Here is a 23,849-nt window from a genome sequence, read left to right on the forward strand (position 1 = left end):
TCTCCACCCCCCCCACACGCCCCCCCCCCTTCCCCCCCTCGTCCCGAGGGTCCCCCTCCACCCCCCACCCCCCCGAGGGGGCACGGCGTTCGGGGTGCGGCTCAGAGCTTGGTCAGCTTGGCGAAGGGGCTGAGGATCCTCCCCTGTCGCCCCGAGAAATCGATGAGCACGGCGTGGTCGCCCTCGACTCCGATGACTCTGCCCAGGCCGAACTGATCGTGTGAGACACGGTCTCCCACATCGAACTGCTCGGGCGGGGGAGAGGCCGGGGCCTGGCGGTTGAAGGGACTGGACGGCAGGTGGCGCCGGGATCCGGCTGACTTTGTCATTACCTTGGAGTATGCGCCCAATGAGCCCCGACGCGCCATGCCCGGCAGCCGACGGGCCGCCGGATCACCCCTTCCGGGACCCGTCCGAGACGCTCACTCAGTGCCGGGGCGTCCGGCGCCAGGGGCCGGTGATGGCGAGCATGATGCCCGGCTCCTGGATATTGGCGAACAGGGTGCGGCCGTCGGGCGAGAACACGACACCCGTGAACTCGCTGTCGTTGAAGTCGTTGCGGGCGATGGGGTACGTACGGCCGCGCTCCGTCGCGCCGAAGAGGTGCTGGATCCCCTCGCCGTCCTCCGCGATGACCAGACCGCCGTACGGCGAGACGGTGATGTTGTCCGGGCCGTCGAAGGCGCCGTCCTTGTCGGGCTCGGCGTTGACGCCCAGCAGCACCTTGAGCGTCAGGGTGCGGCGCCGGGGGTGGTAGAACCACACCTGCCCGTCGTGCGGCCTGCCGGGGCTCTCATCACGGGCGTACGAGGAGACGATGTACGCGCCGCCGTCCGCCCACCACATGCCCTCCAGCTTCCTGGCCCGGGTGACGTCCTCGCCCTCGAACTGCTGGCGTACGTCGACCGTCCTGGCGTCCCGGTCCGGTACGTCCACCCAGTCCACGCCGTACACGACGCCGATCTTGGTGGCGCGCGACAGGTCGTCGACGAACCGGCCGCCCGCGTCGAAGCAGCGCGGCGCCTGGAGGACGCCCGCGTCGTCGGCGAGCTGGCGGAGCTGGCCCCGGCCGTGCTTGAAGCCGTGCGGCGGGACCCAGCGGTAGAAGAGTCCGTTGGGCTCGTCGGCGTCCTCGGTCAGATACGCGTAGCCGGTACGGGGATCGATGACGACGGCTTCGTGGTCGTAGCGGCCGAAGGCCTTGATGGGCTTGGGGTTCCGGTTGGCCCGGCGGTCGTACGGGTCGACCTCGAAGACATAGCCGTGGTCCTTGGTCATCCCGTTCTGGCCCGCGCGGTCGGAGTTCTCCTCGCAGGTGAGCCAGGTGCCCCAGGGGGTGCGTCCGCCGGCGCAGTTGTTGGCCGTACCGGAGATACCGACCCACTCGGCGGTGCGGCCGTCGCGGTGCGTCTCGACGACGGTGCAGCCACCGGGCGCGGCGGGGTCGTAGACCAGGCCCTCGGTGAGCGGCACCGGGTACTCGACCTCGTCCCTCGGGCCGTCCAGTTCATGGTTGTTGACGAGCAGGGTGACCCCGCGCGGCCCCTCGAAGGTGGCGGTGCCGTCGTGGTTGGAGGGGGTGTCCTCGCCGGTCTCCAGCTTGGTGACACCGCTGTGCGTGATGATCCGGTACGAGAAGCCGGCGGGCAGCGCGAGCATGCCGCGCGGGTCGGGGCGCAGCGGCCCGTACCCGGGCTCCTGCTCCGGGCGGCCGGCGATCTCGGGGGCGTCTTCCGCGGCAAGCGCGCCGGGCGCGGTGGCGAGCGCGCCCGCGGCGCCGGTCAGGGCGAAACCCGCCCCGGTGAGTGCGGTTCTTCCGGTGAATTCCCTGCGGGTCAGCGACATCGCGATCTCCTGGAGGGCACAAGACGGAGGGATACGCTCCAGACGCTTCCGTCCACGGACAAACGCCGGTTGAACACCGGTCGACATCGAGAGGCCAGCTTCCATGAACCTGCCAACCACCGGCCGCCGGGTCCTTGTCAGCGGCGCGTCGCGCGGTCTTGGCCGCGCGGTCGCGAGGGTCTTCGCCGCGAACGGCGACCGGGTCGCCGTCCACTACGCCTCGCGCGCCGACGATGCCCGCGCCACCCTGGACTCCCTGTCCGGTACGGGCCATACGCTGCTCGGCGGCGACCTGTCCGTCCCGGCGGAGGCGGCGCGCGTCGTGGACGAGGCGGCGGAGGCGCTCGGCGGGATAGACATCCTGGTCAACAACGCGGCGGTGAACGAGCCCCATCCGCTGCCGTCGACGTCGTACGAGGAGTGGACCGAGGCCTGGCAGCGCCACCTCTCCGTCAACGTCCTGGCCACGGCCCTGCTCAGCCACCGCGCTGCCCGCGCGATGATCGACCGGGGCACGGGCGGCCGGATCATCAACATCGGCTCCCGCGGCGCGTTCCGCGGTGAACCGGACTACCCGGCGTACGGAGCGACCAAGGCGGCCGTCCACGCCCTGGCCCAGTCCCTGGCGGTCTCCCTCGCCCCGTACGGCATCGCCGTCGCGTCCGTCGCCCCGGGCTTCTTCGAAACGGAACGCGTGGCACACCGCCTGACGGGCCCGGAGGGCGAATCCATCCGCGCACAGAGCCCGTTCGGCCGGGTGGCCACGGCGGAGGAGGTGGCGGAGGCGGTGCGGTGGCTGGCATCACCGGAAGCGGAATGGGCGTCAGGCACCACCCTCGACCTCAACGGAGCGTCACACCTGCGGTGAGCGGCCCTGGGGATTCGGGGCACCCGGCACCGGGGCGGGCGGTTCCGTCCTCAATCGCCGGACGGGCTGGATATGCGACCCGGCACTGGGCATGCGGCGGGAGGGGGGCGGGGTCGGAGGAGGTGCGTGGCCGGACGCTAGAGCGTGATTTGTGGCGCCAGGCCGCCCGCATCCTGCGACCGCCCAAGGGCGCCGTAAATCATGCTGTCCGGACATGCGTCTCCGGAGGCCTCGGCACCCGGCACCACCCACGCCGCGCCCCGGAGCCGGGTGCGATACCGGCCCCGCGCCGCAGGCGCACCCCGCACCACGGCCCCCCGCCGGGAGGCGCTACGCGCGCGACCTCGCCTTGAACGCCGCCTTCCTCGCGTCCTTCGACACCGCCCGGTCCCGGTGCAGCCTTCCCATCGCCTCCAGCACCTCCGCCGTCGCCGGATGCTCCACCTGCCACGCCGCGTCGAAGAAGCCGCTGTGGCGGCCCACGAGGCCCTCGACCAGTTCCTGGAGCTCTTCCGGTTCGCCCTCCGCGTCGAGCTGCGCGGCAATCGTGTCGATGGCGAGCCAGAAGATCATCGGCTCGGGCGGCGGCGGCACGTCCCGCGCGCCCAGTTCCGCGAGCCAGACCCGCGCCAGGCCGCCCAGTTCCGCGTCGGCGAGGACGCCCCGTACCGCCGGTTCCGCCTCCGCGCCGACCAGGGAGAGCGCCTGCTGGCAGTGGAGGCGGCGCAGCGGCGCGCCGGGGTCGGTGCCGCGCGCGGCGGCCAGGAGTTCCTCCGCCGCGTCGGCCGGCGCGCGCCGGGCCAGCCACTGTTCCGTCTCCGCGCGCGCGGACAGCTCGGGGAACCGCGCGACCCCGTCCAGCAGCGCATGCGCGTCCTTGTCCGCGAGATCGCCGACCGCGGGCGCGTCGACGCCCGCCTCCAGCATCCGGGACCTGATCCCGTAGAGCCCGAGCGGCGTCAGCCGGACCATCCCGTACCGCGCGACATCCTCGTCGTCGACCGGCAGCGAGGCCTCCGCGCCGCCCGCGTCCTCCTCCATCAGCGCCTCGTCCACCGGTACGTACGAGACGAGCCCAACCGGCTCCAGCAGCCGGAACTGGTCGTCCAGCCGCATCATCGCCTCGGAGACCTGCTCCAGGATGTCGTCGGTGGGCTCGCCCATGTCGTCGGGGACGATCATCGACGCGGCGAGCACCGGCAGCGGCACGGGCCCGGGCCCTGACGCGCCGCCCGCGGCCCCGAGACCCCCGCCGTCCGCGACGGTCAGCAGATAGAGGTTGCCGAGCACGCCCTCCAGGAACTCCGCCTCCGACTCCGGGTCCCAGTCGAGCGATTCGAAGTCGATCTCGCCGTCCTCGCCGATCGCCGCGGCCAGGTCGTCCAGGACGGGCGCGGTCGCGTCCGCGAACACGACGTCCAGGGCGTCCAGCCAGAGCGAGAGGACGTCCTGCGGGGAGCCGGAGGTGACCAGCCCGAGCTGGTCGCCCGCGGTGACGCGCGCCGCGGTGGTGTCGTCGCCGTCCTCGTCCGGCGCGCCGCCCTCGCCGTCGTCACCGTCCTCGACCGCCACAAGACCCGTGTCGACCGCGACCCGCCACGCCTCGCTCGCGTACGCCTCGCCCTCCGCCTCGGACAGACCGAGCGCCTCCGCCGCCTCGGGGAGCTGCTCGTCTACCAGTTCGCCCCCCGCTCCCACACGCGTCCCGGGTCCGGCCCAGCGGGCGAGCCGTACCGCGCGGGCGAGCAGGGGCGCGGAAAGCGCCTCCCGCGCCAGTTCCGCGTCCGAGGGAAGCCGTACCGGGGGGACGGTGGGGCGGTCTCCGGTCATCTGGTGGTTCTCCTCGCAGCATGCGGATTCACGGCGGCCCCCAGCGTAGACGCATTTGGACCCATCCCACCCGGTTCATGTACCCGACAGGGGGGCCGGGGCCGGGCACCCTTGACAACTGGCCTGCCCAGCAAGGAGATTACGCGCGTAGAACAGCTCGTGTACGCCACTTCCCCGAGTTGCCCGGCAACCGGGCCGGGAGCCGGACCGGGGGCCCTCGGGCGCCCCCGTACCGCCCCCGGGAACCGCGGCGGTCCGGCCGTACCCCACATACGGCCGGGCCGCCGCTCTCACCCGGCGCTCAGACTCAGCGCGGGCGTGTACCGCGTCACCGAGCTGGCCGTCAGGCCCGGGTAATTCTGCACCCGGCGCCACTGCTCGGTGGCCGAGCCGATCCCGTCCCCCGGCGCGGCCAGCGCGTCGATGTGCGCCTGTTCGGTCACCCATTGCGCGTAGTTGAGGACCCCGGTGCCGTCCGTGCTGGCATGGAAGCCCGCCGAGATCGCACCGGGGGCCGGGACCGGGTCGCTCGCCAGGGCCTCGAAGACGGCGTCGACCCAGGCCTTCTGCCGCTCGGCGCCGGGTCCTTCGAACTCCACCTCCACGATCACCACACAGCCGGGCACCCGGCTGTCGCCCTCGGCCGGGTCCGCGCTGCGGTACAGCTCGTACGGGCGCAGCCCGACGCGCTCGATACCGGGCACGGCCGCGTCGATCTCCGCGTTCCGCTCGTCACGGAAGGTACGGGCGAACTCCGCGTGCGCCTCCACTCCGCTCCACTGCGAGTAGTGGAGCAGCGTGTTCCCGTCGTTGCCGGTGAGGACGGAGTACGAGAGAAGGCCGGTGTCCGGCCACTCCCGGCTCCGCCAGGCGTGGCCGATGGCCTCGACCGTCGCCCGCTGCCGCTCGGGGGTGCCGACGCGCCAGCGGCTGACCATGACGACACCCACTCCGGGACGGGTGATCTCGGGCAGGGTGCCGGACCGCACGGACATGGTGATACCTCCTCGATGGCGCACCCCCGCGGTGCGCCCTCACCACCATGCTCAAAGATGAACTGCGGTTGAGGTCAAGAAACGCCTCCCATCACTGCCCCCGAAGCCGCTGCACCCGGAGCGCGGGCTCCCTCAGACCACGACGTCGAACCAGGGCCGCCTGGTCGTGGCCCAGTGCGCCACCCAGCCGGTGAACCCGTCCCCCGCGGTGGGGTGTCCGAACGCCGCCCCGAACGGCGCCGCCCCCACATCGCTGATGTTCCAGATCCGCCCCCGCTGCGGTCCGGTCACGACGAGATGCCAGTACATGCCGCAGCCGTCCGTGCCCAGCACCACGCTCCCGTGGTTGGAGACCTCGTCGATGAGCGGCTCGATCTCCTCGTACGGCCGCGGGTCGTCCTCCCAGACCCAGGCCTCGGTGAGCGGGAAGGGCTCCGAGAGCACCCGCTGCTGCTGCGCGCAGCCCCAGTCGGCGGGCAGCGCCGCCACGGGTATCAGCCCGTCCTCGTCGGCCGGCCCCTCGCTGCACCCGTCGCAGATCTCGGCGACCAGCGTGCGGTACGGCTCGGGCAGCACGATCCCCTGCTCGCGCTCGAAGGCGCGCACCGCGTCCCACCCCAGCGGCGGCAGGCAGTGCTCCGGCGGGAACGCCGCGCGCAGCACGTCGAGTTCGCTCCGGTCGCCCGCGCTCATGCCGCCCGCGCCCGGATCGCGCGCGCCTGATTCGCCCCGGTGGGCGTTTTCGTTCTCCATGCTCTCCATGCCCTCCATGTCCTCCATTGGACCAGCACCCACTGACAGTCCGGCCCCTGTTACCCCGAAGCCCCCTCCGGCACGCTGGTGTTGTGGGCCCCGTCGCCCACCGGAGGCAGATCGCCCCGCTCGGCCGGGGTCCCCGGGTGCGCCTGTTCGGTCCTGCGGCCCGCGGCCGCGAGGGCAGGGCCCGGCGGCGGTAAGAGCCGCGCCAGTGGTCGGCGCAGAGTACGCATCATGGGAGCATCCTGCCGCATTCCGAACGGGCGGCCGATCACTGTTCGATGCCGATATACGAGCGCCGAATGACGGACGGCGGACTACTGCCAATGGCAGAGTCCGACCACTCAGGACGGCTCCGCGGCCGGTCCGGTGGCCCAGGCCGTCACATCCAGTTCGCCCGACGTGCCGATGTCGAGCGGCATGCGCAGCGTGCTCCGCTCCCCGCCCTTCGCCGCCGCGACCACCACATAGGCGCCCTCGGGAGGGGTCACGGTGCCGGTGATCCGGCTGTCCCAGTGCAGGACCGACAGCGCCGATTCGCCGGGCGACAGCGTCAGTTCCGTCGGGCCCTGGACCCGCGACGCGTCGGTGTACGCGCCGCCATGGATCACCTTCAGCGCCATCGGCTCGCGCGCCCCGTCCAGGGCGGCGATCTCCGGGTAGCCGTGGACGCGGTATGGCTTGTTTCCGCAGTTCGTCAGCGTGATGTCCACGACGCGCTCGCCCAGGGCGGCGTTCACAGGACCATGGCTGAAGGAGACTCCGGAAGCGAGACAGGGCCCAGGACCCTGGTCCGCCCAGGGCGCGGGGCCACCCTCCACATGGGCGGCAGGAGCCGAGGAAGCGGGGGCAGGGGCCGAGGAAGCGCTGTACGACGGCGTCGGAGCCGGTGAGGACAGCACCCGCGGGCGTACGCCGCGCTCGGCGTCGATCTCGTTCCGGATGTCGGCACAGCCGGCCGCCCCCGCCGTCACCGCCAGCACGGCCACCGCCGCGCCGACCGGACCGCGTACCCATTCCATACGAGCCGAACCGGCCATACGAACCTCCCCCGTCCGGCGCCATTTGCACGCCGCCGCCGATCATGCCAGACGCCCTGCCATCCCCTGCATTCAGCTCTGCTTCACTCCCACTCCAAGCAGAACTAAGTAGACCTTCACAGTCCGCTGGACGGACACTGCCCGTATGAGCACTCCCCGCACCGGCGCACCACGCCCCTTCGGCCGCGCCCTCTGCGCGATGGTCACGCCCTTCACCGCCACCGGAGAGCTGGATCTGGCCGGCGCCCGCAAGCTCGCCGGTCATCTCGTGGCCGAGGGCTGCGACGGGCTGGTTCTGAACGGCACCACCGGCGAGTCCCCCACCACCACGGACGAAGAGAAGACCGCGCTGGTACGGGCCGTCCGCGAGGAGGTCGGCGAGCGGGCCCATGTCCTCGCGGGCGTCGGCAGCGCCGACACCCGGCACACGATCGACCTGGCGCACGCGGCCGAACAGGCGGGCGCCGACGGCCTCCTGGTGGTGGCGCCGTACTACAGCCGCCCGCCGCAGCAGGACATCGAGGCGCACTTCCTGCGCGTCGCCGACGCCTCCGGGCTCCCGCTCATGCTGTACGACATCCCGGCGCGCACCGGAGTCCGTATCGAGACCGCGACCATGCTCCGCCTCGCCGGGCATCCTCGCATCGTCGCCGTGAAGGACTGCGCGTACGACCTGCTCGGCAGCTCCACGGTCATCGCCCGCACCTCACTGGCGTACTACGCGGGCTCAGAGGAGCTGAACCTCCCGCTGTACGCGGTCGGCGGCGCCGGCTTTGTCAGTACGGTCGCCAATGCCGCGCCCCGCCAACTGCGCGCGGTCCTCGACGCGTACGACGCGGGGGCGCCCGCCGAGTCAGGGCACCTCAACCAGCTCACGCTTCCACTGGTCACGGCCATGATGGCGGCAGGACTGCCGGGTACGGTCACCGCGAAGGCGCTGCTCGGCGCGCTCGGCCTGCCCTCGGGACCGGTCCGTGAACCGCTGCGGCCCGCCGGCCGGGAGACGGCCGACGGGCTGCTGAAGGCGTACGGGGAACTCCTGGCCGCTTCGAGCCGTTGAAGGCACCAGAGCCCCTGAAGGGCACCCAGGCCCCCTGAGTACCCTGCGGGAGTGCTCAGTTGTGGCTGTGGAGCACGTCGTTGAGGCCGCCCCAGACCGCGTTGTTCGGACGGGCCTCGACGGTGCCGGTGACCGAGTTGCGGCGGAAGAGGATATTGCTTGCGCCGGACAGTTCACGGGCCTTGACGACCTGTCCGTCCGGCAGGGTGACCCGCGTACCGGCCGTGACATACAGCCCCGCCTCGACGACGCACTCGTCGCCCAGCGCGATCCCGACGCCCGCCTCCGCGCCGATCAGGCAGCGCTCGCCGATCACGATGCGCTCCTTGCCGCCGCCGGACAGCGTGCCCATCGTGGAGGCGCCGCCGCCGATGTCGGAGCCGTCGCCGATGACCACACCCGCGGAGATCCGGCCCTCGACCATGGAGGTGCCGAGGGTGCCCGCGTTGAAGTTGACGAAGCCCTCGTGCATCACGGTCGTGCCCTCGGCGAGATGCGCGCCGAGGCGTACCCGGTCGGCGTCGGCGATCCGGACGCCCTTGGGCGCCACGTAATCGGTCATCCGCGGGAACTTGTCGACCGAGGTCACCTGGAGGTGCAGGCCCTCGGCGCGCGCGTTGAGCCGTACCGTCTCCAGCGTGTCGACCGCCACCGGGCCGAGCGAGGTCCAGGCGACATTGGCGAGCAGCCCGAAGAGGCCGTCGAGGTTCTGACCGTGCGGCAGGACCAGACGGTGGCTGAGCAGATGCAGCCGCAGATACGCGTCGTGCGCGTCCAGCGGCTTGTCGTCGAGCGAGGTGATGACCGTACGGACGGCGACGACCTCGACTCCGCGGCGCGCGTCGGGCCCGACGGCCTTGGCCGCGCCCGCCCCGAGCAGCTCCACGGCGCGCTCGGCGGTGAGCCGCTCGGTGCCGGCCGGTCCGGGCTCCGCGGCGAGCGCGGGAGCGGGGAACCAGGTGTCCAGGACGGTGCCGTCCCCGGCGAGGGTGGCGAGCCCGGCGGCGACGGCGCCGGTGGTACGGGCAGGACGTGCGGAAGCAGCAGGAGCAGAAGCGGTGTCGGTCATGCTCCGAACTTAACGTTCCGGGCGGCGCGCGGGCGAACCGGTCTCAGGTGCCGGGCGCGGGGGGCCCGAAGCGTCGGGCGTGGTCTCAAGCGGCGGGCGGACGCCGGAGCGGGCCAGGCGGCGCGGACCCGGGGCAGGCTGAGCAGCCCGGACCCGGACGCCCCGGACAGCGGCGCCGGTCAGCTCGGCTCCGCTCCGCTCAGCCGGTTGCCGTCCCTGCCCCGCGCCGCGTGGTCGATGTCGTCCTCCGCGCGCGGCAGCGGCCGGTGCCCCTCCGAGTGGTGGTTGACCCAGCCGCAGACACCGCAGCTGTAGCGGCCGTCGAGCCCGGCGATCAGGGTTCCGCACTGCCGGCACTCCGCGTGGGTGATCTCGGGGCCCGGGGAGGAATGGCTCATCCGATCAACCTACCGCCGAACCCGCGCGAGCCACCCGCCCCGGACGGGACGGACCCGCACCCGGCCACCCGGTCCGGTCCCGATCAGGGAATCAGCCGCGCCAGCATCTCCCGTGCGTACTCCTCGTCGTACGGCTTGCCCGTGAGCAGCGCCTGCAAGCAGAGCCCGTCCATCATCGCGACCAGCGCCCGCACCGTGACCGGGTCGGTCCGCCCGGCCAGCGCCTCGGCGACCCCGTCGCACCACTCCGCCGCGACCGGCCGCAGCGCGGGCCGCCGCAGGGCCGCGAGATACAGCTCGTACTCCAGCTCCACACCCGTGCGCTCCCCGCCGAGCCAGTCCCCCATGAGCCGGGCCAGTTCGGCGGCAACATCGCACTCCGGATCCGCGAGGGCCCGGCTCTCCCGGAGATAGGCGGCGAAGGTCTCGTTGACCTGGCGCAGCGCGGCGACCAGCAGTTCGTCGAGCGAGGTGAAGTGATACGTGGTCGAGCCCAGCGGCACATCGGCCTCGGCGGCGACCGTACGGTGGCTCAGCCCGGCGATCCCGCTCCGCCCGACCACCCGGATCGCGGCGTCGATGATGCGCCCGCGCCGCTCGGGGTCGTACCGGCGCGTCATCAGTGGGCCCCTCCGAGGTTGAGGACAAGGACCCCCGCGATCACCAGGGCGATACCGGCCAGTTTGAGCGCGCTCGTGGACTCGCCCATGAAGACCATGCCTATGACGGCGATGGCCGCCGTGCCGGCGCCGGACCATATCGCGTAGGCGGTGCCCACGGAGAGGGTCTTGAGGGTCTGTGAGAGCAGCGCGAAGGCGATGACGTACCCCACCACGGTGATCAGCGAGGGCCACAGCCGGCTGAAACCCTCGCTGTACTTCATGGCCGTCGTCCCGGCCACCTCCGCCGCGATCGCCGCGGCCAGCAGTCCATATCCCATGCGTACGAGTGTACACAACGATACGTACACCCGTACGCACCAGCCCTTCCCGCCAGCCCTCCCACCGGCCATTCCACCGGCCGGCTCGGAAGGGCCACGTGGAACGGTTACGGTGTGCCGTCCGGATCCGGGCGTGCGAGAACGGGCGAGCGAGAACGGGGGAGTGTCGTGACGCAGGGCATGGGACAGGGTGGAAGCGGCCCTTACGGCGGTGATCCGAACGGCCCGTACGGCGGCGGTCCGAGCGGCCCGTACGGCGGCGGCCCCTACGGCTGGGGCGGCTGGACGCCCCCTCCCCCGCCGCCCCGGCCCGGCGTGATCCCCCTGGCGCCGCTCGGCCTCGGCGACATACTCGGCGGCGCCTTCACCACCATGGGCCGCTACGCCAAGCCGCTCTTCGGCATGGCCGCCCTGGTGTACGGCGCCGCCCTCGTCGCGGTCGCGGCGGCCCTGGCGGTCGCGTACGGGATGGTCGGCGACCGGCTGCACCGGGTCATCGACACGACGACGGCGTACGACATCGAACCGTCCTGGCAGGACATACGTCCGCTGCTGATCGCCTTCGCCTGCGTCTGGGTCTTCGGCATGCTGACGCTGCTGGCCTCCAACGTCCTGGTCCTGGCGGCCTGCTCGGCGATAGTCCAGAACGCGGTCCTCGGCCGCCCGATCACGCTCGGTGCGACGGCGCGCCGGGCGGCGGTCCGGGCCCCCGCGGTGCTCGGCGCGGCTGCCCTGAGCTGGCTGATCGCTCTCGTACCCCTGGTGCTGTTCCTGGGCGCCTTCGTCGCCGCGGTGGCCTCGTTGGCCACATGGAGCGACTACGCCCCCGCCCCCTGGCTGATCCCCTTCGGCTTTCTGGGCGCGCTGGCCTGTGCACCCCTGGCGATCTGGCTCTGGGTCCTCTTCAGCCTGGCCCCCGCAGTTGCCGTGATCGAATCCCATGGCCCGGTCGCGGCCCTGCGCCGCTCGGCCGGACTGGTGCGCTCCGCCTGGTGGCGGATCTTCGGCATCTCCCTGCTGGCCTCGGTCATGGCGGGCGTCACGGCCCTGGTCATCCAGCAAGTGGTGAACGCCCTGGGCGTGTTCCCCGCCGCCCTCGACCCCACCACCACCGGCACCGACCCGGGCGCCGGGGAGGTCCTGATCGTCGTCGCCGGCTATCTGCTCCTGGCGACACTCGGCCAGTTCATCAGCCAGATCATCTCGACGACCTTCCCCCAGCTCGTCCTCAGCCTCCTCTACGTCGACCAGCGCATCCGCACAGAGAACCTGGCCCCCACCCTCGCCTCCGCAGCGGCGACACCCCCCGCCTGACCACCCCGTACGACGTCACCGCGCGGCCACCGACGCACCGAGACCCCCGGCCGTCCGCCGGGGGTCTCGTGGAGCGTCAGCGCAGCCGGGCGTCCGTGGTCAGACGTTGAAGCCCAGGGCGCGAAGCTGTTCGCGGCCGTCGTCGGTGATCTTGTCCGGGCCCCACGGCGGCATCCAGACCCAGTTGATCTTCAGCTCGCTGACGATGCCGTCCGTCGCCGCCTTCGCCTGGTCCTCGATCACATCGGTCAGCGGACAGGCCGCCGACGTCAGCGTCATGTCCAGGGTCGCGTTGTTGGACTCGTCGATGTGGATGCCGTAGATCAGGCCGAGGTTGACGACATCGATACCCAGCTCGGGGTCGACGACGTCGTACAGCGCCTCCCGGACCTCGTCCTCCGAGGCCGGCTTGATCGTCAGGGTCTCGTTCTCGCTCATGCCGTCTCCTTCGTCGCGCTGTCGCCCAGGGCCTGGGTCGTCGCGTCCTTCCACGCCATCCAGCTCAGCAGAGCGCACTTGACACGGGCGGGGTACTTGGAGACGCCGGCGAACGCGATCGCGTCCTCCAGCACCTCCTCCATCGCGTCGTCCGGCTCCAACTGGCCCTTGGAGTGCATCAGCTCCAGGAAGGTGCCCTGGATCTTGCGCGCCTCGGCCAGCTCCTTGCCTACCAGCAGGTCGTTCAGTACGGATGCGCTGGCCTGGCTGATGGAGCAGCCCTGCCCCTCGTACGAGACATCCGCGATCCGCGAACCTTCGTACCGCACACGCAGCGTGATCTCGTCACCGCAGGTCGGGTTCACGTGGTGCACTTCGGCGTCGCCGTCCCGGAGACCGCGCCCGTGCGGGTGCTTGTAGTGGTCCAGGATGACGTCCTGGTACATCGAATCCAGCTTCACGGACAGCCTCTCAAGTCCTCGCCTCGTCCCTTGATCGAAGACGTTCTCAACCTCAGCCGAAGAAGTTACGGACGTGCTCCAGGCCTTCGACCAAGGCGTCGACCTCGGCCGGAGTGGAGTACAGATAGAAAGACGCTCGCGTCGTCGCGGGAATTCCGTACCGCAGGCAGACCGGCCGGGCGCAGTGGTGGCCGACCCGGACGGCGATGCCCTGCTCGTCGAGGACCTGGCCCACATCGTGCGGGTGGATGTCGCCGAGCGTGAAGGAGATCGTGGCCCCGCGGTCCTCGGCCGTCGCCGGTCCGATGATCCGCAGGTCGGGGACCTCCAGCAGGCGCTTCACCGCGTACTCGGTGATCGCGTGCTCGTGCTCGGCGATCCGGTCCATCCCGATCGCGGTGAGATAGTCCACGGCCGCGCCGAGGCCCACGGCCTGCGCGATCGGGGGCGTACCCGCCTCGAACTTGTGCGGCGCCGGCGCATAGGTCGACGAGTGCATCGACACGGTCTCGATCATCTCGCCGCCGCCGAGGAACGGAGGCAGGTCCTCCAGCAGCTCCTGGCGGCCCCAGAGCACCCCGATCCCCGTCGGTCCCGCCATCTTGTGGCCGGTGAAGGCCACGAAGTCGGCCTGGAGCGCCTGCACGTCCAGCACCTGGTGGGGGGCGGCCTGCGAGGCATCGACGCAAACCAGCGCACCGACCTCCTGGGCCCGGCGGACGATCGTCTCGACCGGGTTCTGGGTGCCCAGGATGTTGGAGACCAGCACAAAGGAGACGATCTTCGTCTTCTCGGTGATGATCTCGTCGATGTTGGACAGGTCGAGCCGGCCGTCGTCGGTGATGCCGAACCACTTCAGCTTCGCGCCCGTACGCTGCGACAGAAGCTGCCACGGCACGATGTTGGAGTGGTGCTCCATCTCCGTGATGACGATCTCGGTGTCGTGGTCGACCCGGTAGGGCTCATCGGCCCAGCCGAGCATATTGGCCACGAGGTTGAGCGACTCCGACGCGTTCTTGGTGAATATCACCTCGTCGCGGCTGGGAGCGTTGATGAAGGCGGCGATCTTGTCCCGCGCGCCCTCGTACAGCGCCGTGGCCTCCTCGGCGATGGTGTACACGCCGCGGTGGACATTCGCGTTGTGCCGCTCGTAGTACTCGTTGAGCGCGTCGAGCACCTGGCGCGGCTTCTGCGAGGTCGCCGCGGAGTCCAGGTACACGAGCTTCTTGCCGTCGTGGATCATCCGGTCGAGGATCGGGAAATCCTTGCGGATCGCCTCGTCCAGCAGACGGTGGTCCGGCGCACGGTGGTCCGACGCTGTGAGAAGGCCCGGCAGCTCTGTCACGCGGGTACGCCACCCTTCACATATGCCTCGTAGCCCTCTTCCTCCAGCTTGTCGGCCAGCTCCGCGCCACCGGACTCGGCAATGCGGCCCTGGGCGAAGACATGGACGAAGTCGGGCTTGATGTAGCGGAGAATCCGCGTGTAGTGCGTGATCAGCAGCGTGCCGACCGCGCCGGTCCCGCGGACGCGGTTGACGCCCTCGGAGACAACGCGCAGCGCGTCGACGTCGAGGCCGGAGTCGGTCTCGTCGAGGATCGCGATGCTGGGCTTGAGCAGTTCGAGCTGGAGGATCTCGTGGCGCTTCTTCTCGCCGCCGGAGAAGCCCTCGTTCAGATTGCGCTCGGCGAAGGCCGGGTCCATCTGGAGCCGCTCCATGGTCTCCTTGACCTCCTTGACCCACGTACGCAGCTTGGGGGCCTCGCCCCGTACGGCGGTGGCGGAGGTGCGCAGGAAGTTGGAGACGGAGACACCGGGGACCTCGACGGGGTACTGCATCGCGAGGAAGATCCCGGCGCGGGCGCGCTCGTCGACGGTCATCCCGAGGACGTCCTCGCCGTCGAGGGTGACGGTGCCACCGGTGATCGTGTACTTGGGGTGGCCCGCGAGGGAGTACGCGAGGGTCGACTTGCCGGAGCCGTTGGGGCCCATGATGGCGTGCGTCTCGCCCTGCTTCACGGTCAGGTCGACACCCTTGAGGATCTCGCGGGGGCCGTTCTCGGCCTCGACGGAGACGTGCAGGTCGTGGATTTCAAGCGTTGCCATGGGTGACTCAGGACTCCTGGGTGACGGAGACGAGCACATCGTCCCCTTCGATCTTTACGGGGTATACGGGGACGGGGCGCGTCGCGGGCAGACTGGACGGCTTGCCGGTACGGAGGTCGAAGCTGGAGCCGTGCAGCCAGCATTCGATCATGCAGTCCTCGACCTCGCCCTCGGAGAGCGAGACATTCGCGTGCGAGCAGATGTCGTTGATCGCGAACACCTCGCCGCCGGTGCGGACGACGGAGACCGGCGTGCCGTCGAGTTCCACCCGCTTCGGGGTGTCCTCCTCCAGCTCACCGAGCGCACAGACACGGACGAAGGCCATCAGACTGATGCCTCCAGCTCCGCCTCGATCTTCGCCATCAGACGCTCTTCGAGGTCCGGCAGCCCGATCTTCTGGACCAGCTCGGCGAAGAAGCCGCGGACCACCAGCCGGCGGGCCTCGGTCTCCGGGATGCCGCGGGCCATCAGATAGAAAAGCTGCTCGTCGTCGAAGCGGCCGGTGGCCGAGGCATGGCCGGCGCCGGCGATCTCTCCGGTCTCGATCTCCAGGTTCGGCACCGAGTCGACCCGCGCGCCGTCCGTGAGGACCAGGTTGCGGTTCATCTCGTACGTGTCGGTGCCCTCGGCCGCCGCGCGGATCAGTACGTCGCCGATCCAGACGGCGTGCGCGTCGGTGCCCTGGAGCGCGCCCTTGTACGCGGCATTGGACCGGCAGTGCGGAGCGTTGTGGTCGACGAAGAGGCGGTGCTCCTGGTGCTGGCCGCGGTCGGTGAAGTACAGACCGAACAGCTCGGCGTCCCCGCCGGGGGCCGCGTACCGCACCTGCGGCGTGAGCCGTACGAGATCGCCGCCGAAGGTGACCACGACGGACTTGAAGGAGGCGTCCCGGCCGACCAGCGCGTTGTGCTGGGCGACATGGACGGCCTTCTCGTCCCAGTCCTGGAGGGACACGACGGTCAGCTTGGCGCCGTCCCCGAGGAGATAGTCGACATTGGCGGCGAGCACGGCGTCACCGGTGTGCTCGATGACGACGACCGCCTCGGCGAAGGCGCCCAGTTCGACGATCTGGTGGCCGTAGGCCGTACCGCCCTCGCCGTGCACGGAGATTCTGACCGGCTCGCTCAGTACGGTCTCCTTGGGCACCGAGACGACCGAGGCCTTCTCGAAGGAGCAGTACGCCTGGGCGGCGACCCGGTCCACCGGCGTGCCGCCCCGGCCGATCCGCGCGTCGTCCCGGCCGACGGTCTCGACGACGACGCCGTCGGGGGCGGTCACCTCGACCGTGACGCCGTCCGCCGCGACGGCCGTGCCGTCGTGCAGCCCGCGCAGCCGCTCCAGCGGCGTGAACCGCCACTCCTCCTCACGTCCGTGCGGGACGGGGAAGTCCGCCACGTCGTAGGAGGGGGGCGCGCTCATGCGCGTGGCGACGGTCGACTCGGCGGCCACCGCGATCGAACCGGCGGTGGTGGAACCCGCCGGAATGTTCTGAGCCTCAGCCATGGCTGTCGTCGTGCTCTCTCTCTGCCTCTGCATAAGGAAAAACGGTCGCTGCTGGGGTCGGGCGGAGGTCCGGCCGGCCGTGATAGCCGTGATACGGGGCCGGACTCCGCCCTTCGGGGGCCGTGGTCAGCCGACGGAGCCTTCCATCTGCAGCTCGATCAGCCGGTTCAGCTCCAGCGCGTACTCCATGGGCAGTTCCTTGGCGATCGGCTCGACGAAGCCGCGCACGATCATCGCCATCGCCTCGAACTCGGAGAGACCCCGGCTCATCAGGTAGAAGAGCTGGTCCTCGGAGACCTTGGAGACGGTCGCCTCGTGGCCCATGGACACGTCGTCCTCGCGGACGTCCACGTACGGATAGGTGTCGGAGCGCGAGACGGTGTCCGTGAGCAGCGCGTCGCAGAGCACATTGGACTTGGAGCCCGCGGCGCCCTCGCCGATCTCGATCAGACCGCGGTACGACGTACGCCCGCCACCGCGCGCCACCGACTTGGAGACGATGTTCGACGAGGTGTTGGGGGCCATGTGGACCATCTTGGCGCCGGCGTCCTGGTGCTGCCCCTCGCCCGCGAAGGCGATGGACAGGGTCTCGCCCTTGGCGTGCTCGCCCATCAGGTAGACGGCCGGGTACTTCATGGTCACCTTGGAGCCGATGTTCCCGTCGACCCACTCCATGGTCGCGCCCTCGTAGGCGACGGCCCGCTTGGTGACCAGGTTGTACACATTGTTCGACCAGTTCTGGATGGTCGTGTAGCGGCAGCGGCCGCCCTTCTTGACGATGATCTCGACCACGGCGCTGTGCAGCGAGTCCGAGGAGTAGATCGGGGCCGTACAGCCCTCGACGTAGTGGACGTACGCGTCCTCGTCGACGATGATCAGCGTCCGCTCGAACTGGCCCATGTTCTCCGTGTTGATACGGAAGTAGGCCTGGAGCGGGATGTCGACATGCACGCCCTTCGGCACATAGATGAACGATCCGCCCGACCACACGGCCGTGTTCAGCGACGCGAACTTGTTGTCGCCGACCGGGATGACCGTGCCGAAGTACTCCTGGAACAGCTCCGGGTGCTCCTTGAGCGCGGTGTCGGTGTCCAGGAAGATGACGCCCTGCTGCTCCAGGTCCTCACGGATCTGGTGGTAGACGACCTCGGACTCGTACTGCGCGGCGACACCCGCGACGAGGCGCTGCTTCTCCGCCTCCGGGATACCGAGCTTGTCGTACGTGTTCTTGATGTCCTCGGGCAGTTCCTCCCAGGAGGCGGCCTGCTTCTCGGTGGACCGTACGAAGTACTTGATGTTGTCGAAGTCGATGCCCGACAGGTCCGAGCCCCAGCTCGGCATGGGCTTCTTGTCGAACAGGCGCAGACCCTTGAGCCGCAGCTTCAGCATCCACTCCGGCTCGTTCTTCTTCTCCGAGATGTCACGGACGACATCCTCGGAGAGTCCGCGCTTGGCCGCGGCGCCGGCGGCGTCGGAGTCGGCCCAGCCGAATTCGTACGTACCCAGACCCTCCAGCTCGGGGTGGGCAGTCTCCGTGGGGAGCGTCATTCGGGGTTCCTCCCGGCTGTGCTTTCAGAAGCGTGATCAGTGGTCTCTGCGGGGGCGGCGGTCTCCGCGGTCGCGGTCGTCTCCGCCGTTGCGGTGGCGCGGGGGATGAACGTCGTACAGACGCCGTCACCGTGGGCGATGGTGGCCAGTCGCTGCACATGGGTCCCGAGCAGCTCGGAGAAGGACTCCGTCTCCGCCTCGCAGAGCTGCGGGAACTGCTCGGCGACATGGGCGACCGGGCAGTGGTGCTGGCAGAGCTGCTCGCCCTGCCGGTTCGGCGCGCTACGCGCCGTAGCAGCGTACCCGTCGGCACTCAGCGCCTCGGCCAGGGCCTCGGTGCGTCTGCCGGGCTCGGCCTGCTCGACCGCCCGGCGGTAGCTCTCCGACTGGTCGGCGAGCCGGGCGCGGGCGAAGGCCGCGACGGCCGCCTCGCCCCGCTCCCCGCCGCCCGCGGTCCTGGCGATCCAGCGCATGGCGTCGGCGGCGAGCTGGTCGTACGACTGGTCGAAGGCGTCCCGGCCGCAGTCGGTCAGGACGAACACCTTGGCCGGCCTGCCGCGTCCGCGTGATCCGTAGACCCGCTGCTCGCGCGGTTCCACCACGGAATCGGCGACCAGCGCGTCGAGATGGCGGCGGACGGCGGCCTGGGTGAGCCCGAGGCGCCCCGCCAGCTCGGAGACCGTGGAGGGGCCGTGGTCCAGGATGGAGCGCGCGACCCGGTTGCGAGTGGGGTGCTCACCGGTCGCGAGTTCCTCCTGGGGAGCCTCGCCGACGTATTTCACAACGCCATTGTTGCGTAATTCGTCCGGCCGTGACAACCACGGTCCGCAGCGGTCTCCGGTGCGCTTCATCACTAAGGGTTACCTAACAACGCTCCTCGCCACCGCTTCCGGCCTGCGCTTCTTCCGGCTCGCGACCGGCTGCCGAGGGGCGCGTCCCGACGTGGAACATGGCACTTTTTCCGGCCTGCGGACAGTTCCTTTCGGCCCCGCGGGCCGGGGTCCGACCGGCGCTGCCTAGACTGCCCGGCATGCACAGCGTCTTCCCGGGCGGCTCCCTGCCCGACCGCGCGCCCGCAGCAGGTACCCGCGATCCCGTCGTCGAGGTCCACGGCCTGGTCAAGCGGTACGGGGACCGGGCCGCGGTGGACGGTCTCGATCTGGTGGTACGCGCCGGTACGGTCACCGCCGTGCTCGGCCCCAACGGAGCGGGCAAGACCACCACCGTCGAGACCTGCGAGGGCTATCGCAGGGCCGACTCCGGGACCGTACGCGTCCTCGGTCTCGACCCGGTCGCCGATGCCGCCCGGCTCCGTCCGCGCATCGGCGTGATGCTCCAGTCGGGCGGTGTGTACTCCGGGGCGCGCGCCGAGGAAATGCTCCGCCATATGGCCCGGCTGCACGCACGGCCACTGGATGTGGACGCGCTGATCGAGCGCCTCGGCCTCGGCGACTGCGGACGTACGGCCTACCGGCGGCTCTCCGGCGGCCAGCAGCAGCGGCTCGCGCTCGCCCTGGCCGTGGTCGGCCGGCCCGAACTGGTCTTCCTGGACGAGCCGACCGCCGGGCTCGATCCGCAGGCCCGCCGCTCCACCTGGGAGCTGCTCGGCGAACTGCGCGCCGACGGCGTCACCGCCGTACTGACCACGCACTTCATGGACGAGGCCGAGGAACTGGCCGACGACGTGGTGATCATCGACGCGGGCCGGGTGATCGCCCACGGCAGCCCCGAGGAGCTGTGCCGGGGCGGTGCGGAGAACACCCTGCGCTTCACCGGGCGCCCCGGGCTCGATCTCGGTTCGCTGCTGAAGGCGCTGCCGGACGGGACCGCCGCGGCGGAGCTGTCGCCGGGGGCTTACCGGATCAGCGGCTCGGTCGACCCGCAGCTTCTGGCCACGGTCGCCTCCTGGTGCGCGCAGCACGGTGTGATGGCGGACGGGATCTCCGTGGAGCGGCACACCCTGGAGGACGTCTTCCTCGAACTGACCGGCAAGGAGCTGCGTTCATGACCGCCGACGCCGTTACGGGTACGAGTACGAGCAGCACGACGGGCGCCGTCGGAAGCGCCGGTACGTACGCTCCCGCGCCCGGCGCGGCACCGCTGCTCCGCATGATCGCGGCGCAGACGGCGTTCGAGACGAAGCTGCTGCTGCGCAACGGCGAGCAGCTCCTGCTGACCGTGATCATCCCGTCGCTGCTGCTTGCGCTGTTCTCGACCGTCGACATCGTCGACACCGGCGCCGACGAGCCGGTGGACTTCCTCGCCCCCGGCGTGCTCGCCCTGGCCGTGATGTCCACGGCGTTCACCGGACAGGCCATCGCCACCGGCTTCGAGCGGCGGTACGGAGTGCTCAAGCGGCTCGCCGTGTCCCCGCTGCCCCGGTGGGCCCTGATGACCGCGAAGACACTCTCCGTCCTGGTCACCGAGGTGCTCCAGATCGCGCTGCTGACGGTGATCGCCCTCGCGCTGGGCTGGTCCCCGCACGGGAGCCCGTTCGCCGTCGCCCTGCTGCTCGTCCTCGGCACCGCGGCCTTCTCCGGGCTCGGTCTGCTGATGGCGGGCACGCTGCGGGCGGAGGCGACCCTGGCCGCGGCCAATCTGGTCTTCCTGCTGCTCCTGGTGGGCGGCGGGGTGATCGTGCCGCTGGACAAGTTCCCGGACGCGGTGGGCTCGGCGCTGGGGCTGCTGCCGATCTCGGCGCTCTCCGACGGCCTGCGGGACGTACTCCAGCAGGGCGCCGGGATGCCATGGGGCGATCTCGGGGTGCTGGCCGGCTGGGCCGCGCTGGGGCTCGGCGCGGCGGCCGCGTTCTTCCGCTGGGAGTGAGCGGCGGGCGTGGAGCGCCGGGTGTACGTCGGGCGACGGGCATGCGAAGGGCAGCGGGCACGCGTGGAGCGCCGGGTGTGAAGATGCCGGAAGCGCCCGTCCCGTACCCCTCGTGAAAACCTGCACAAGCTCCCGCCTACGATGGTTGCCGTGCTGACCCCCCTCGCCTATATCGCCCGGCGCTGGACACCGTCACCCCGTACGGTCCAGCGCGCCGCGCTCACCGCCGTCGTGATGAGCGTGGTGATCGTCGTCACCGGCGGCGCGGTCCGGCTGACCGGCTCCGGCCTCGGCTGCGACACCTGGCCCAAGTGCACGGACGACAGCCTCTTCGCCACCCCGGAGCAGGGGATCCACGGGGCGATCGAGTTCGGCAACCGGATGCTGACCTATGTGCTGTGCGCGGCGGTCGGCTGGGCGATCATCGCGGTGCGCTCCGCGGAGCCCCGGCGGCGTGGGCTGACCCGGCTCGCCTGGTCCCAGTTCTGGATCGTGATGGGCAATGCCGTGCTCGGCGGCGTCACGGTGTGGATGGGCCTCAACCCCTGGACCGTGGCGGGCCACTTCCTGCTCGCCACCACCCTGCTCACCGTCACCACCCTGACCTGGCTGCGCACCCGCGAGGGCGACGGCGCGGTCCGGCCGCGGGTCCCGCGCCCGGTGCGGAAGCTGTCCTGGGCGCTGACCGGCGCGGCGGTGGTCCTGATCGGGGCGGGTACGGTCGTGACGGGCTCGGGACGGCACGCGGGCGACAGCAGCGATGTGCCGCGGATGCCGTTCGACTGGGTCACCGCCGCCCATGTGCACGCGGTGTTCGCCTGGGTCGTCTGCGCGCTGGCCGTGGCGATGTGGCTGGTGCTGCGAGTCGTGGACGCCCCGCCGGACACCCGGACGCGCGCCAGGGAACTGCTGCTGGTCCTGCTCGGTCAGGGCGCCATCGGCTATGTGCAGTTCTTCACCGACGTACCCGAAATCCTGGTCGGCGCCCACATGCTGGGCTCGTGCCTGGTGTGGATCGCGGTGCTACGGCTGGCGATGAGCCTGCGCGAACGCCCGCAGACCACGCCGGGAATCCCCGCGCAGCAGGAGTCCCCGCTGTCGGCCGTCGCGAGCTGAGCCCACGGATCCCGTAAAAGCCGACAGCTTCAGTCGCCCAACAGCCGGTAGAGGCGCCGGGCGTTGCCCGCCGCGATCATCCCCGCGACCCGCTGCGCGTCCCTGGGCGCCCAGGACCCGTCGGCCACCCAGCCGCCCAGAACCCGCGCCAGCGCCTCCCTGAACACCCGCGCCCCCACCACATGCAGCTCCGGCAGCCCGCGCGCGCCGCTGGAGAACAGCAACTTCCCGAACGGCGCCAGTTCCAGGACCTCCGCGAGTACGGCGGTGGCCCGGGCCCCGGTGTGCGCGAGGGCGGGCCCCAGATCGGCGTACACATGCGGGAAGGCGCCGGTGAGCTGGGCCGCGTGCCGGTGGTACGGATAGGCCCCCAGCAGAACGAGATCGGTGCCGAGCCCCGCCGTGGCCGCCGCGAAACCGGTGAGCGGCAGCGGATCCGTACGCTCCGGCTGCGGGTATCCGGCAGCGGCGCCCGTGTGCAGTTGCAGCGGCAGCCCGGAGCCGACGGCCGTCCACAGCAGGTGCCTCAGCAGTACCGGATCGGTGAGCGGCGCCCCGGCCGCCCGCCCGGCCAGCCAGCGGTCCGCGGCACTCCGTACCTCTCCCGGCCCGGGCGGCTCCGGGGCGAGCGCCAGACCGTGCCGTACCCCGGCGACCGAGCTGAAGGCGACGGCCGAGGCGGCGGCGGTGTGCACGGACTCGGCGAGACCGGAGAGAAAGGTGCCGACCCCGTCCGCTCCGTCGGCGACCCGCTCGGCGAGCGGTTCGAGCCGTACGATCTCCCGGGCCTCGGCCGCCCCCGCCGAGGCGATCTCGGCGGGCCCGGTCAGATCGCCGGGCAGCCCGGTGTCCACCAGATAGGTGGCGATCCCGGTGGAGCGCAGCAGCAGCCGGCCCGCTTCCACGACGCCCAGCTCCCGGCGGCGGGCCAGATACCGGGCCGGCGGGCAGTGCGGTTCGAGACCGAGTACGGGCGGACACCAGCGGCGTACCGCGAAACCGGTCTGGGTGTCGAAGAAGGTGGTGCCCGCGGCGGGCGACCCCGCCGTCCTGCCGAGCTGGGCCTCGAAGGTGCCGAGGCCCAGCTCTCTGCGGAGCACACCGTGGCAGTACTGGTCCACCAGGGACGCAGTTTCGATCATCGGGATTCCCGTCGTGGACCGTACTCCTACCCGGACTAACGGGAGAACCGCGATCGGGTGGCGCCCAGGGCGTGTCCGGGCCCTGTGCCGGCCGCCGTGTCAGCCGTACGGGCCCGGCCGCCGCCGGTGGGCGCGCGGCCCGGAACGGCGGAAGAATCAGCCGCCGAGCTGGATCCCGGCCATCCGCTTCCATTCGTACGGGCCGGTGCGGACCTTGGCCGCCAGCTCCCCGTCGAAGGACTCGTGCAGAGTGAGTCCGGCCTTCTCGGCGGCGCCGCGCGCCACCTCGTAGGTGGGGGCGACGAGATCGCCCCAGCCGCCGTCCTCGCCGACGAGGACGATCCGGGTGCCCGCCTGCCCGAGATAGGCGAGCCGGCCCTCGGCGCCGCCGTGCCGCTTGGCGAAGGCGCCGATCTGCTTGGCGAGCCGGGCGGCCCGGCGCTCGGCGCGCGTCGCCCGCCGGGCCGCGGCCGCGCTCGCGTCGCCGGCGGCGGGATCGGGCTCGCTCTGGTCAACCTGCTGGGTCTCTGACATGAATTCGATGCTACCCACGGGTAGATCAACCGGCGGCGGGCGGGCCGCGTGGCCTTGGCC

At 71.2% G+C, this 23,849-nt stretch carries 27 protein-coding genes; 6 read left to right on the forward strand and 21 right to left on the reverse strand.

Features of this window, described 5'->3' with window-relative positions:
* Positions 1 to 101: 101 nt before the first annotated feature.
* Together ACFU9P_RS32320 and ACFU9P_RS32325 are read right to left on the reverse strand one after the other, a co-directional pair.
* Complete coding sequence (locus tag ACFU9P_RS32320; protein WP_046495701.1) at positions 102 to 329, reverse strand: hypothetical protein; 228 nt, start codon at positions 327 to 329, stop codon at positions 102 to 104.
* Positions 330 to 426: 97 nt separating this feature from the next.
* Positions 427 to 1,845 (reverse strand): alkaline phosphatase PhoX, encoded by a 1,419-nt coding sequence (locus tag ACFU9P_RS32325; protein WP_384087777.1) that lies wholly within the window; start codon positions 1,843 to 1,845, stop codon positions 427 to 429.
* Positions 1,846 to 1,948: 103 nt separating this feature from the next.
* On the opposite strand from ACFU9P_RS32325, the gene ACFU9P_RS32330 reads away from it, so the two are divergent.
* Entirely contained in the window at positions 1,949 to 2,713 is a 765-nt protein-coding gene (locus ACFU9P_RS32330; RefSeq protein WP_376386595.1) for an SDR family NAD(P)-dependent oxidoreductase, read from the forward strand.
* A 330-nt stretch (positions 2,714 to 3,043) separates the two neighbouring features.
* Here ACFU9P_RS32330 and ACFU9P_RS32335 read toward each other — a convergent pair whose 3' ends face one another.
* The 5 genes from ACFU9P_RS32335 to ACFU9P_RS32355 all read right to left on the reverse strand — a co-directional run bounded on the left by ACFU9P_RS32335 (position 3,044) and on the right by ACFU9P_RS32355 (position 7,334).
* Positions 3,044 to 4,543, reverse strand: a complete 1,500-nt coding sequence (locus ACFU9P_RS32335) for a hypothetical protein (protein WP_384087780.1) — start codon at positions 4,541 to 4,543, stop codon at positions 3,044 to 3,046.
* A 290-nt stretch (positions 4,544 to 4,833) separates the two neighbouring features.
* Complete coding sequence (locus tag ACFU9P_RS32340; RefSeq protein WP_384087783.1) at positions 4,834 to 5,538, reverse strand: antibiotic biosynthesis monooxygenase; 705 nt, start codon at positions 5,536 to 5,538, stop codon at positions 4,834 to 4,836.
* A gap of 132 nt (positions 5,539 to 5,670) precedes the next feature.
* Positions 5,671 to 6,318: an SMI1/KNR4 family protein gene (locus ACFU9P_RS32345; protein ID WP_384087786.1), complete on the reverse strand. Its 648-nt coding sequence runs from the start codon at positions 6,316 to 6,318 to the stop codon at positions 5,671 to 5,673.
* 32 nt (positions 6,319 to 6,350) lie between these two features.
* A complete protein-coding gene (locus ACFU9P_RS32350; protein ID WP_376386637.1) occupies positions 6,351 to 6,530 on the reverse strand; it encodes a hypothetical protein in 180 nt (59 codons plus the stop codon).
* Between the two features lie 108 nt (positions 6,531 to 6,638).
* Positions 6,639 to 7,334: a DUF4232 domain-containing protein gene (locus ACFU9P_RS32355; protein ID WP_384087789.1), complete on the reverse strand. Its 696-nt coding sequence runs from the start codon at positions 7,332 to 7,334 to the stop codon at positions 6,639 to 6,641.
* Positions 7,335 to 7,479: 145 nt separating this feature from the next.
* Between ACFU9P_RS32355 and dapA the strand changes: the two genes are divergently transcribed.
* The gene (gene dapA, locus ACFU9P_RS32360; RefSeq protein ID WP_384087791.1) at positions 7,480 to 8,394 is read left to right on the forward strand and encodes a 4-hydroxy-tetrahydrodipicolinate synthase; all 915 of its coding nucleotides are present in this window, start codon (positions 7,480 to 7,482) and stop codon (positions 8,392 to 8,394) included.
* 55 nt (positions 8,395 to 8,449) lie between these two features.
* Here the strand turns inward: dapA and dapD are convergent, their stop codons facing one another.
* The 4 genes from dapD to ACFU9P_RS32380 all read right to left on the reverse strand — a co-directional run bounded on the left by dapD (position 8,450) and on the right by ACFU9P_RS32380 (position 10,801).
* Entirely contained in the window at positions 8,450 to 9,463 is a 1,014-nt protein-coding gene (gene dapD, locus ACFU9P_RS32365; RefSeq protein WP_384087794.1) for a 2,3,4,5-tetrahydropyridine-2,6-dicarboxylate N-succinyltransferase, read from the reverse strand.
* A 179-nt stretch (positions 9,464 to 9,642) separates the two neighbouring features.
* The gene (locus tag ACFU9P_RS32370; RefSeq protein WP_376386607.1) at positions 9,643 to 9,861 is read right to left on the reverse strand and encodes a hypothetical protein; all 219 of its coding nucleotides are present in this window, start codon (positions 9,859 to 9,861) and stop codon (positions 9,643 to 9,645) included.
* Between the two features lie 83 nt (positions 9,862 to 9,944).
* A complete protein-coding gene (locus ACFU9P_RS32375) occupies positions 9,945 to 10,481 on the reverse strand; it encodes a TetR/AcrR family transcriptional regulator (protein ID WP_384087798.1) in 537 nt (178 codons plus the stop codon).
* A complete protein-coding gene (locus ACFU9P_RS32380) occupies positions 10,481 to 10,801 on the reverse strand; it encodes a DMT family transporter (RefSeq protein ID WP_384087801.1) in 321 nt (106 codons plus the stop codon). The genes ACFU9P_RS32375 and ACFU9P_RS32380 overlap by 1 nt, the downstream gene beginning before the upstream one ends.
* A gap of 168 nt (positions 10,802 to 10,969) precedes the next feature.
* Here ACFU9P_RS32380 and ACFU9P_RS32385 point away from each other — a divergent pair, with 168 nt between their 5' ends.
* Positions 10,970 to 12,115 (forward strand): hypothetical protein, encoded by a 1,146-nt coding sequence (locus ACFU9P_RS32385; protein WP_384087804.1) that lies wholly within the window; start codon positions 10,970 to 10,972, stop codon positions 12,113 to 12,115.
* A gap of 99 nt (positions 12,116 to 12,214) precedes the next feature.
* On the opposite strand, the gene ACFU9P_RS32390 is transcribed toward ACFU9P_RS32385, so the two are convergent.
* The 8 genes from ACFU9P_RS32390 to ACFU9P_RS32425 all read right to left on the reverse strand — a co-directional run bounded on the left by ACFU9P_RS32390 (position 12,215) and on the right by ACFU9P_RS32425 (position 18,953).
* Positions 12,215 to 12,553, reverse strand: a complete 339-nt coding sequence (locus ACFU9P_RS32390) for a metal-sulfur cluster assembly factor (RefSeq protein ID WP_046495667.1) — start codon at positions 12,551 to 12,553, stop codon at positions 12,215 to 12,217.
* Positions 12,550 to 13,014 (reverse strand): Fe-S cluster assembly sulfur transfer protein SufU, encoded by a 465-nt coding sequence (gene sufU / locus ACFU9P_RS32395; protein WP_376386617.1) that lies wholly within the window; start codon positions 13,012 to 13,014, stop codon positions 12,550 to 12,552. Before sufU ends, ACFU9P_RS32390 begins: the two co-directional genes overlap by 4 nt.
* Positions 13,015 to 13,066: 52 nt before the next feature.
* Positions 13,067 to 14,359, reverse strand: a complete 1,293-nt coding sequence (locus ACFU9P_RS32400) for a cysteine desulfurase (protein ID WP_376386619.1) — start codon at positions 14,357 to 14,359, stop codon at positions 13,067 to 13,069.
* Positions 14,356 to 15,120, reverse strand: coding sequence for a Fe-S cluster assembly ATPase SufC (gene sufC / locus ACFU9P_RS32405; RefSeq protein WP_376386621.1), 765 nt, complete (start codon positions 15,118 to 15,120; stop codon positions 14,356 to 14,358). The genes ACFU9P_RS32400 and sufC overlap by 4 nt, the downstream gene beginning before the upstream one ends.
* Positions 15,121 to 15,127: 7 nt before the next feature.
* Positions 15,128 to 15,445 carry a bifunctional 3-phenylpropionate/cinnamic acid dioxygenase ferredoxin subunit gene (locus ACFU9P_RS32410; RefSeq protein ID WP_046495659.1) on the reverse strand — a complete coding sequence of 106 codons (318 nt, stop codon included), beginning with the start codon at positions 15,443 to 15,445 and terminating at the stop codon, positions 15,128 to 15,130.
* Complete coding sequence (gene sufD / locus ACFU9P_RS32415; RefSeq protein WP_376386623.1) at positions 15,445 to 16,623, reverse strand: Fe-S cluster assembly protein SufD; 1,179 nt, start codon at positions 16,621 to 16,623, stop codon at positions 15,445 to 15,447. The genes ACFU9P_RS32410 and sufD overlap by 1 nt, the downstream gene beginning before the upstream one ends.
* Positions 16,624 to 16,749: 126 nt before the next feature.
* The gene (gene sufB, locus ACFU9P_RS32420; protein ID WP_376386625.1) at positions 16,750 to 18,171 is read right to left on the reverse strand and encodes a Fe-S cluster assembly protein SufB; all 1,422 of its coding nucleotides are present in this window, start codon (positions 18,169 to 18,171) and stop codon (positions 16,750 to 16,752) included.
* Positions 18,168 to 18,953 (reverse strand): helix-turn-helix transcriptional regulator, encoded by a 786-nt coding sequence (locus ACFU9P_RS32425; protein ID WP_376386627.1) that lies wholly within the window; start codon positions 18,951 to 18,953, stop codon positions 18,168 to 18,170. Before ACFU9P_RS32425 ends, sufB begins: the two co-directional genes overlap by 4 nt.
* A gap of 248 nt (positions 18,954 to 19,201) precedes the next feature.
* Here ACFU9P_RS32425 and ACFU9P_RS32430 point away from each other — a divergent pair, with 248 nt between their 5' ends.
* The 3 genes from ACFU9P_RS32430 to ACFU9P_RS32440 all read left to right on the forward strand — a co-directional run bounded on the left by ACFU9P_RS32430 (position 19,202) and on the right by ACFU9P_RS32440 (position 22,113).
* On the forward strand, positions 19,202 to 20,179 hold the full coding sequence (locus tag ACFU9P_RS32430) for an ABC transporter ATP-binding protein (RefSeq protein ID WP_376386629.1): 978 nt from the start codon (positions 19,202 to 19,204) through the stop codon (positions 20,177 to 20,179).
* Positions 20,176 to 20,997 carry an ABC transporter permease gene (locus tag ACFU9P_RS32435; RefSeq protein WP_384087813.1) on the forward strand — a complete coding sequence of 274 codons (822 nt, stop codon included), beginning with the start codon at positions 20,176 to 20,178 and terminating at the stop codon, positions 20,995 to 20,997. The genes ACFU9P_RS32430 and ACFU9P_RS32435 overlap by 4 nt, the downstream gene beginning before the upstream one ends.
* A gap of 141 nt (positions 20,998 to 21,138) precedes the next feature.
* Entirely contained in the window at positions 21,139 to 22,113 is a 975-nt protein-coding gene (locus tag ACFU9P_RS32440; protein ID WP_384087816.1) for a heme A synthase, read from the forward strand.
* Between the two features lie 29 nt (positions 22,114 to 22,142).
* Here ACFU9P_RS32440 and ACFU9P_RS32445 read toward each other — a convergent pair whose 3' ends face one another.
* Positions 22,143 to 23,255 (reverse strand): amidohydrolase, encoded by a 1,113-nt coding sequence (locus ACFU9P_RS32445; RefSeq protein ID WP_384087819.1) that lies wholly within the window; start codon positions 23,253 to 23,255, stop codon positions 22,143 to 22,145.
* Positions 23,256 to 23,411: 156 nt separating this feature from the next.
* Positions 23,412 to 23,789 (reverse strand): hypothetical protein, encoded by a 378-nt coding sequence (locus tag ACFU9P_RS32450; RefSeq protein ID WP_376386636.1) that lies wholly within the window; start codon positions 23,787 to 23,789, stop codon positions 23,412 to 23,414.
* Positions 23,790 to 23,849 lie beyond the last annotated feature (60 nt).

Origin of the sequence: Streptomyces sp. NPDC057617, from assembly GCF_042800555.1 — a bacterium.
Taxonomy (GTDB): domain Bacteria; phylum Actinomycetota; class Actinomycetes; order Streptomycetales; family Streptomycetaceae; genus Streptomyces.

Coding starts and splice junctions, on each gene's coding strand:
- ACFU9P_RS32375 (WP_384087798.1), bottom strand. CDS start 10,481: ATGACGCGCCGGTACGACCCCGAGCGGCGCGGGCGCATCATCGACGCC.
- ACFU9P_RS32330 (WP_376386595.1), top strand. CDS start 1,949: ATGAACCTGCCAACCACCGGCCGCCGGGTCCTTGTCAGCGGCGCGTCG.
- sufB (WP_376386625.1), bottom strand. CDS start 18,171: ATGACGCTCCCCACGGAGACTGCCCACCCCGAGCTGGAGGGTCTGGGT.
- ACFU9P_RS32350 (WP_376386637.1), bottom strand. CDS start 6,530: ATGATGCGTACTCTGCGCCGACCACTGGCGCGGCTCTTACCGCCGCCG.
- ACFU9P_RS32355 (WP_384087789.1), bottom strand. CDS start 7,334: ATGGCCGGTTCGGCTCGTATGGAATGGGTACGCGGTCCGGTCGGCGCG.
- ACFU9P_RS32410 (WP_046495659.1), bottom strand. CDS start 15,445: ATGGCCTTCGTCCGTGTCTGTGCGCTCGGTGAGCTGGAGGAGGACACC.
- ACFU9P_RS32440 (WP_384087816.1), top strand. CDS start 21,139: ATGGTTGCCGTGCTGACCCCCCTCGCCTATATCGCCCGGCGCTGGACA.
- ACFU9P_RS32325 (WP_384087777.1), bottom strand. CDS start 1,845: ATGTCGCTGACCCGCAGGGAATTCACCGGAAGAACCGCACTCACCGGG.
- sufC (WP_376386621.1), bottom strand. CDS start 15,120: ATGGCAACGCTTGAAATCCACGACCTGCACGTCTCCGTCGAGGCCGAG.
- ACFU9P_RS32435 (WP_384087813.1), top strand. CDS start 20,176: ATGACCGCCGACGCCGTTACGGGTACGAGTACGAGCAGCACGACGGGC.
- ACFU9P_RS32335 (WP_384087780.1), bottom strand. CDS start 4,543: ATGACCGGAGACCGCCCCACCGTCCCCCCGGTACGGCTTCCCTCGGAC.
- ACFU9P_RS32450 (WP_376386636.1), bottom strand. CDS start 23,789: ATGTCAGAGACCCAGCAGGTTGACCAGAGCGAGCCCGATCCCGCCGCC.
- dapA (WP_384087791.1), top strand. CDS start 7,480: ATGAGCACTCCCCGCACCGGCGCACCACGCCCCTTCGGCCGCGCCCTC.
- ACFU9P_RS32320 (WP_046495701.1), bottom strand. CDS start 329: ATGACAAAGTCAGCCGGATCCCGGCGCCACCTGCCGTCCAGTCCCTTC.
- ACFU9P_RS32445 (WP_384087819.1), bottom strand. CDS start 23,255: ATGATCGAAACTGCGTCCCTGGTGGACCAGTACTGCCACGGTGTGCTC.
- ACFU9P_RS32390 (WP_046495667.1), bottom strand. CDS start 12,553: ATGAGCGAGAACGAGACCCTGACGATCAAGCCGGCCTCGGAGGACGAG.
- ACFU9P_RS32370 (WP_376386607.1), bottom strand. CDS start 9,861: ATGAGCCATTCCTCCCCGGGCCCCGAGATCACCCACGCGGAGTGCCGG.
- sufD (WP_376386623.1), bottom strand. CDS start 16,623: ATGGCTGAGGCTCAGAACATTCCGGCGGGTTCCACCACCGCCGGTTCG.
- ACFU9P_RS32340 (WP_384087783.1), bottom strand. CDS start 5,538: ATGTCCGTGCGGTCCGGCACCCTGCCCGAGATCACCCGTCCCGGAGTG.
- ACFU9P_RS32345 (WP_384087786.1), bottom strand. CDS start 6,318: ATGGAGGACATGGAGGGCATGGAGAGCATGGAGAACGAAAACGCCCAC.
- ACFU9P_RS32430 (WP_376386629.1), top strand. CDS start 19,202: ATGCACAGCGTCTTCCCGGGCGGCTCCCTGCCCGACCGCGCGCCCGCA.
- ACFU9P_RS32380 (WP_384087801.1), bottom strand. CDS start 10,801: ATGGGATATGGACTGCTGGCCGCGGCGATCGCGGCGGAGGTGGCCGGG.
- dapD (WP_384087794.1), bottom strand. CDS start 9,463: ATGACCGACACCGCTTCTGCTCCTGCTGCTTCCGCACGTCCTGCCCGT.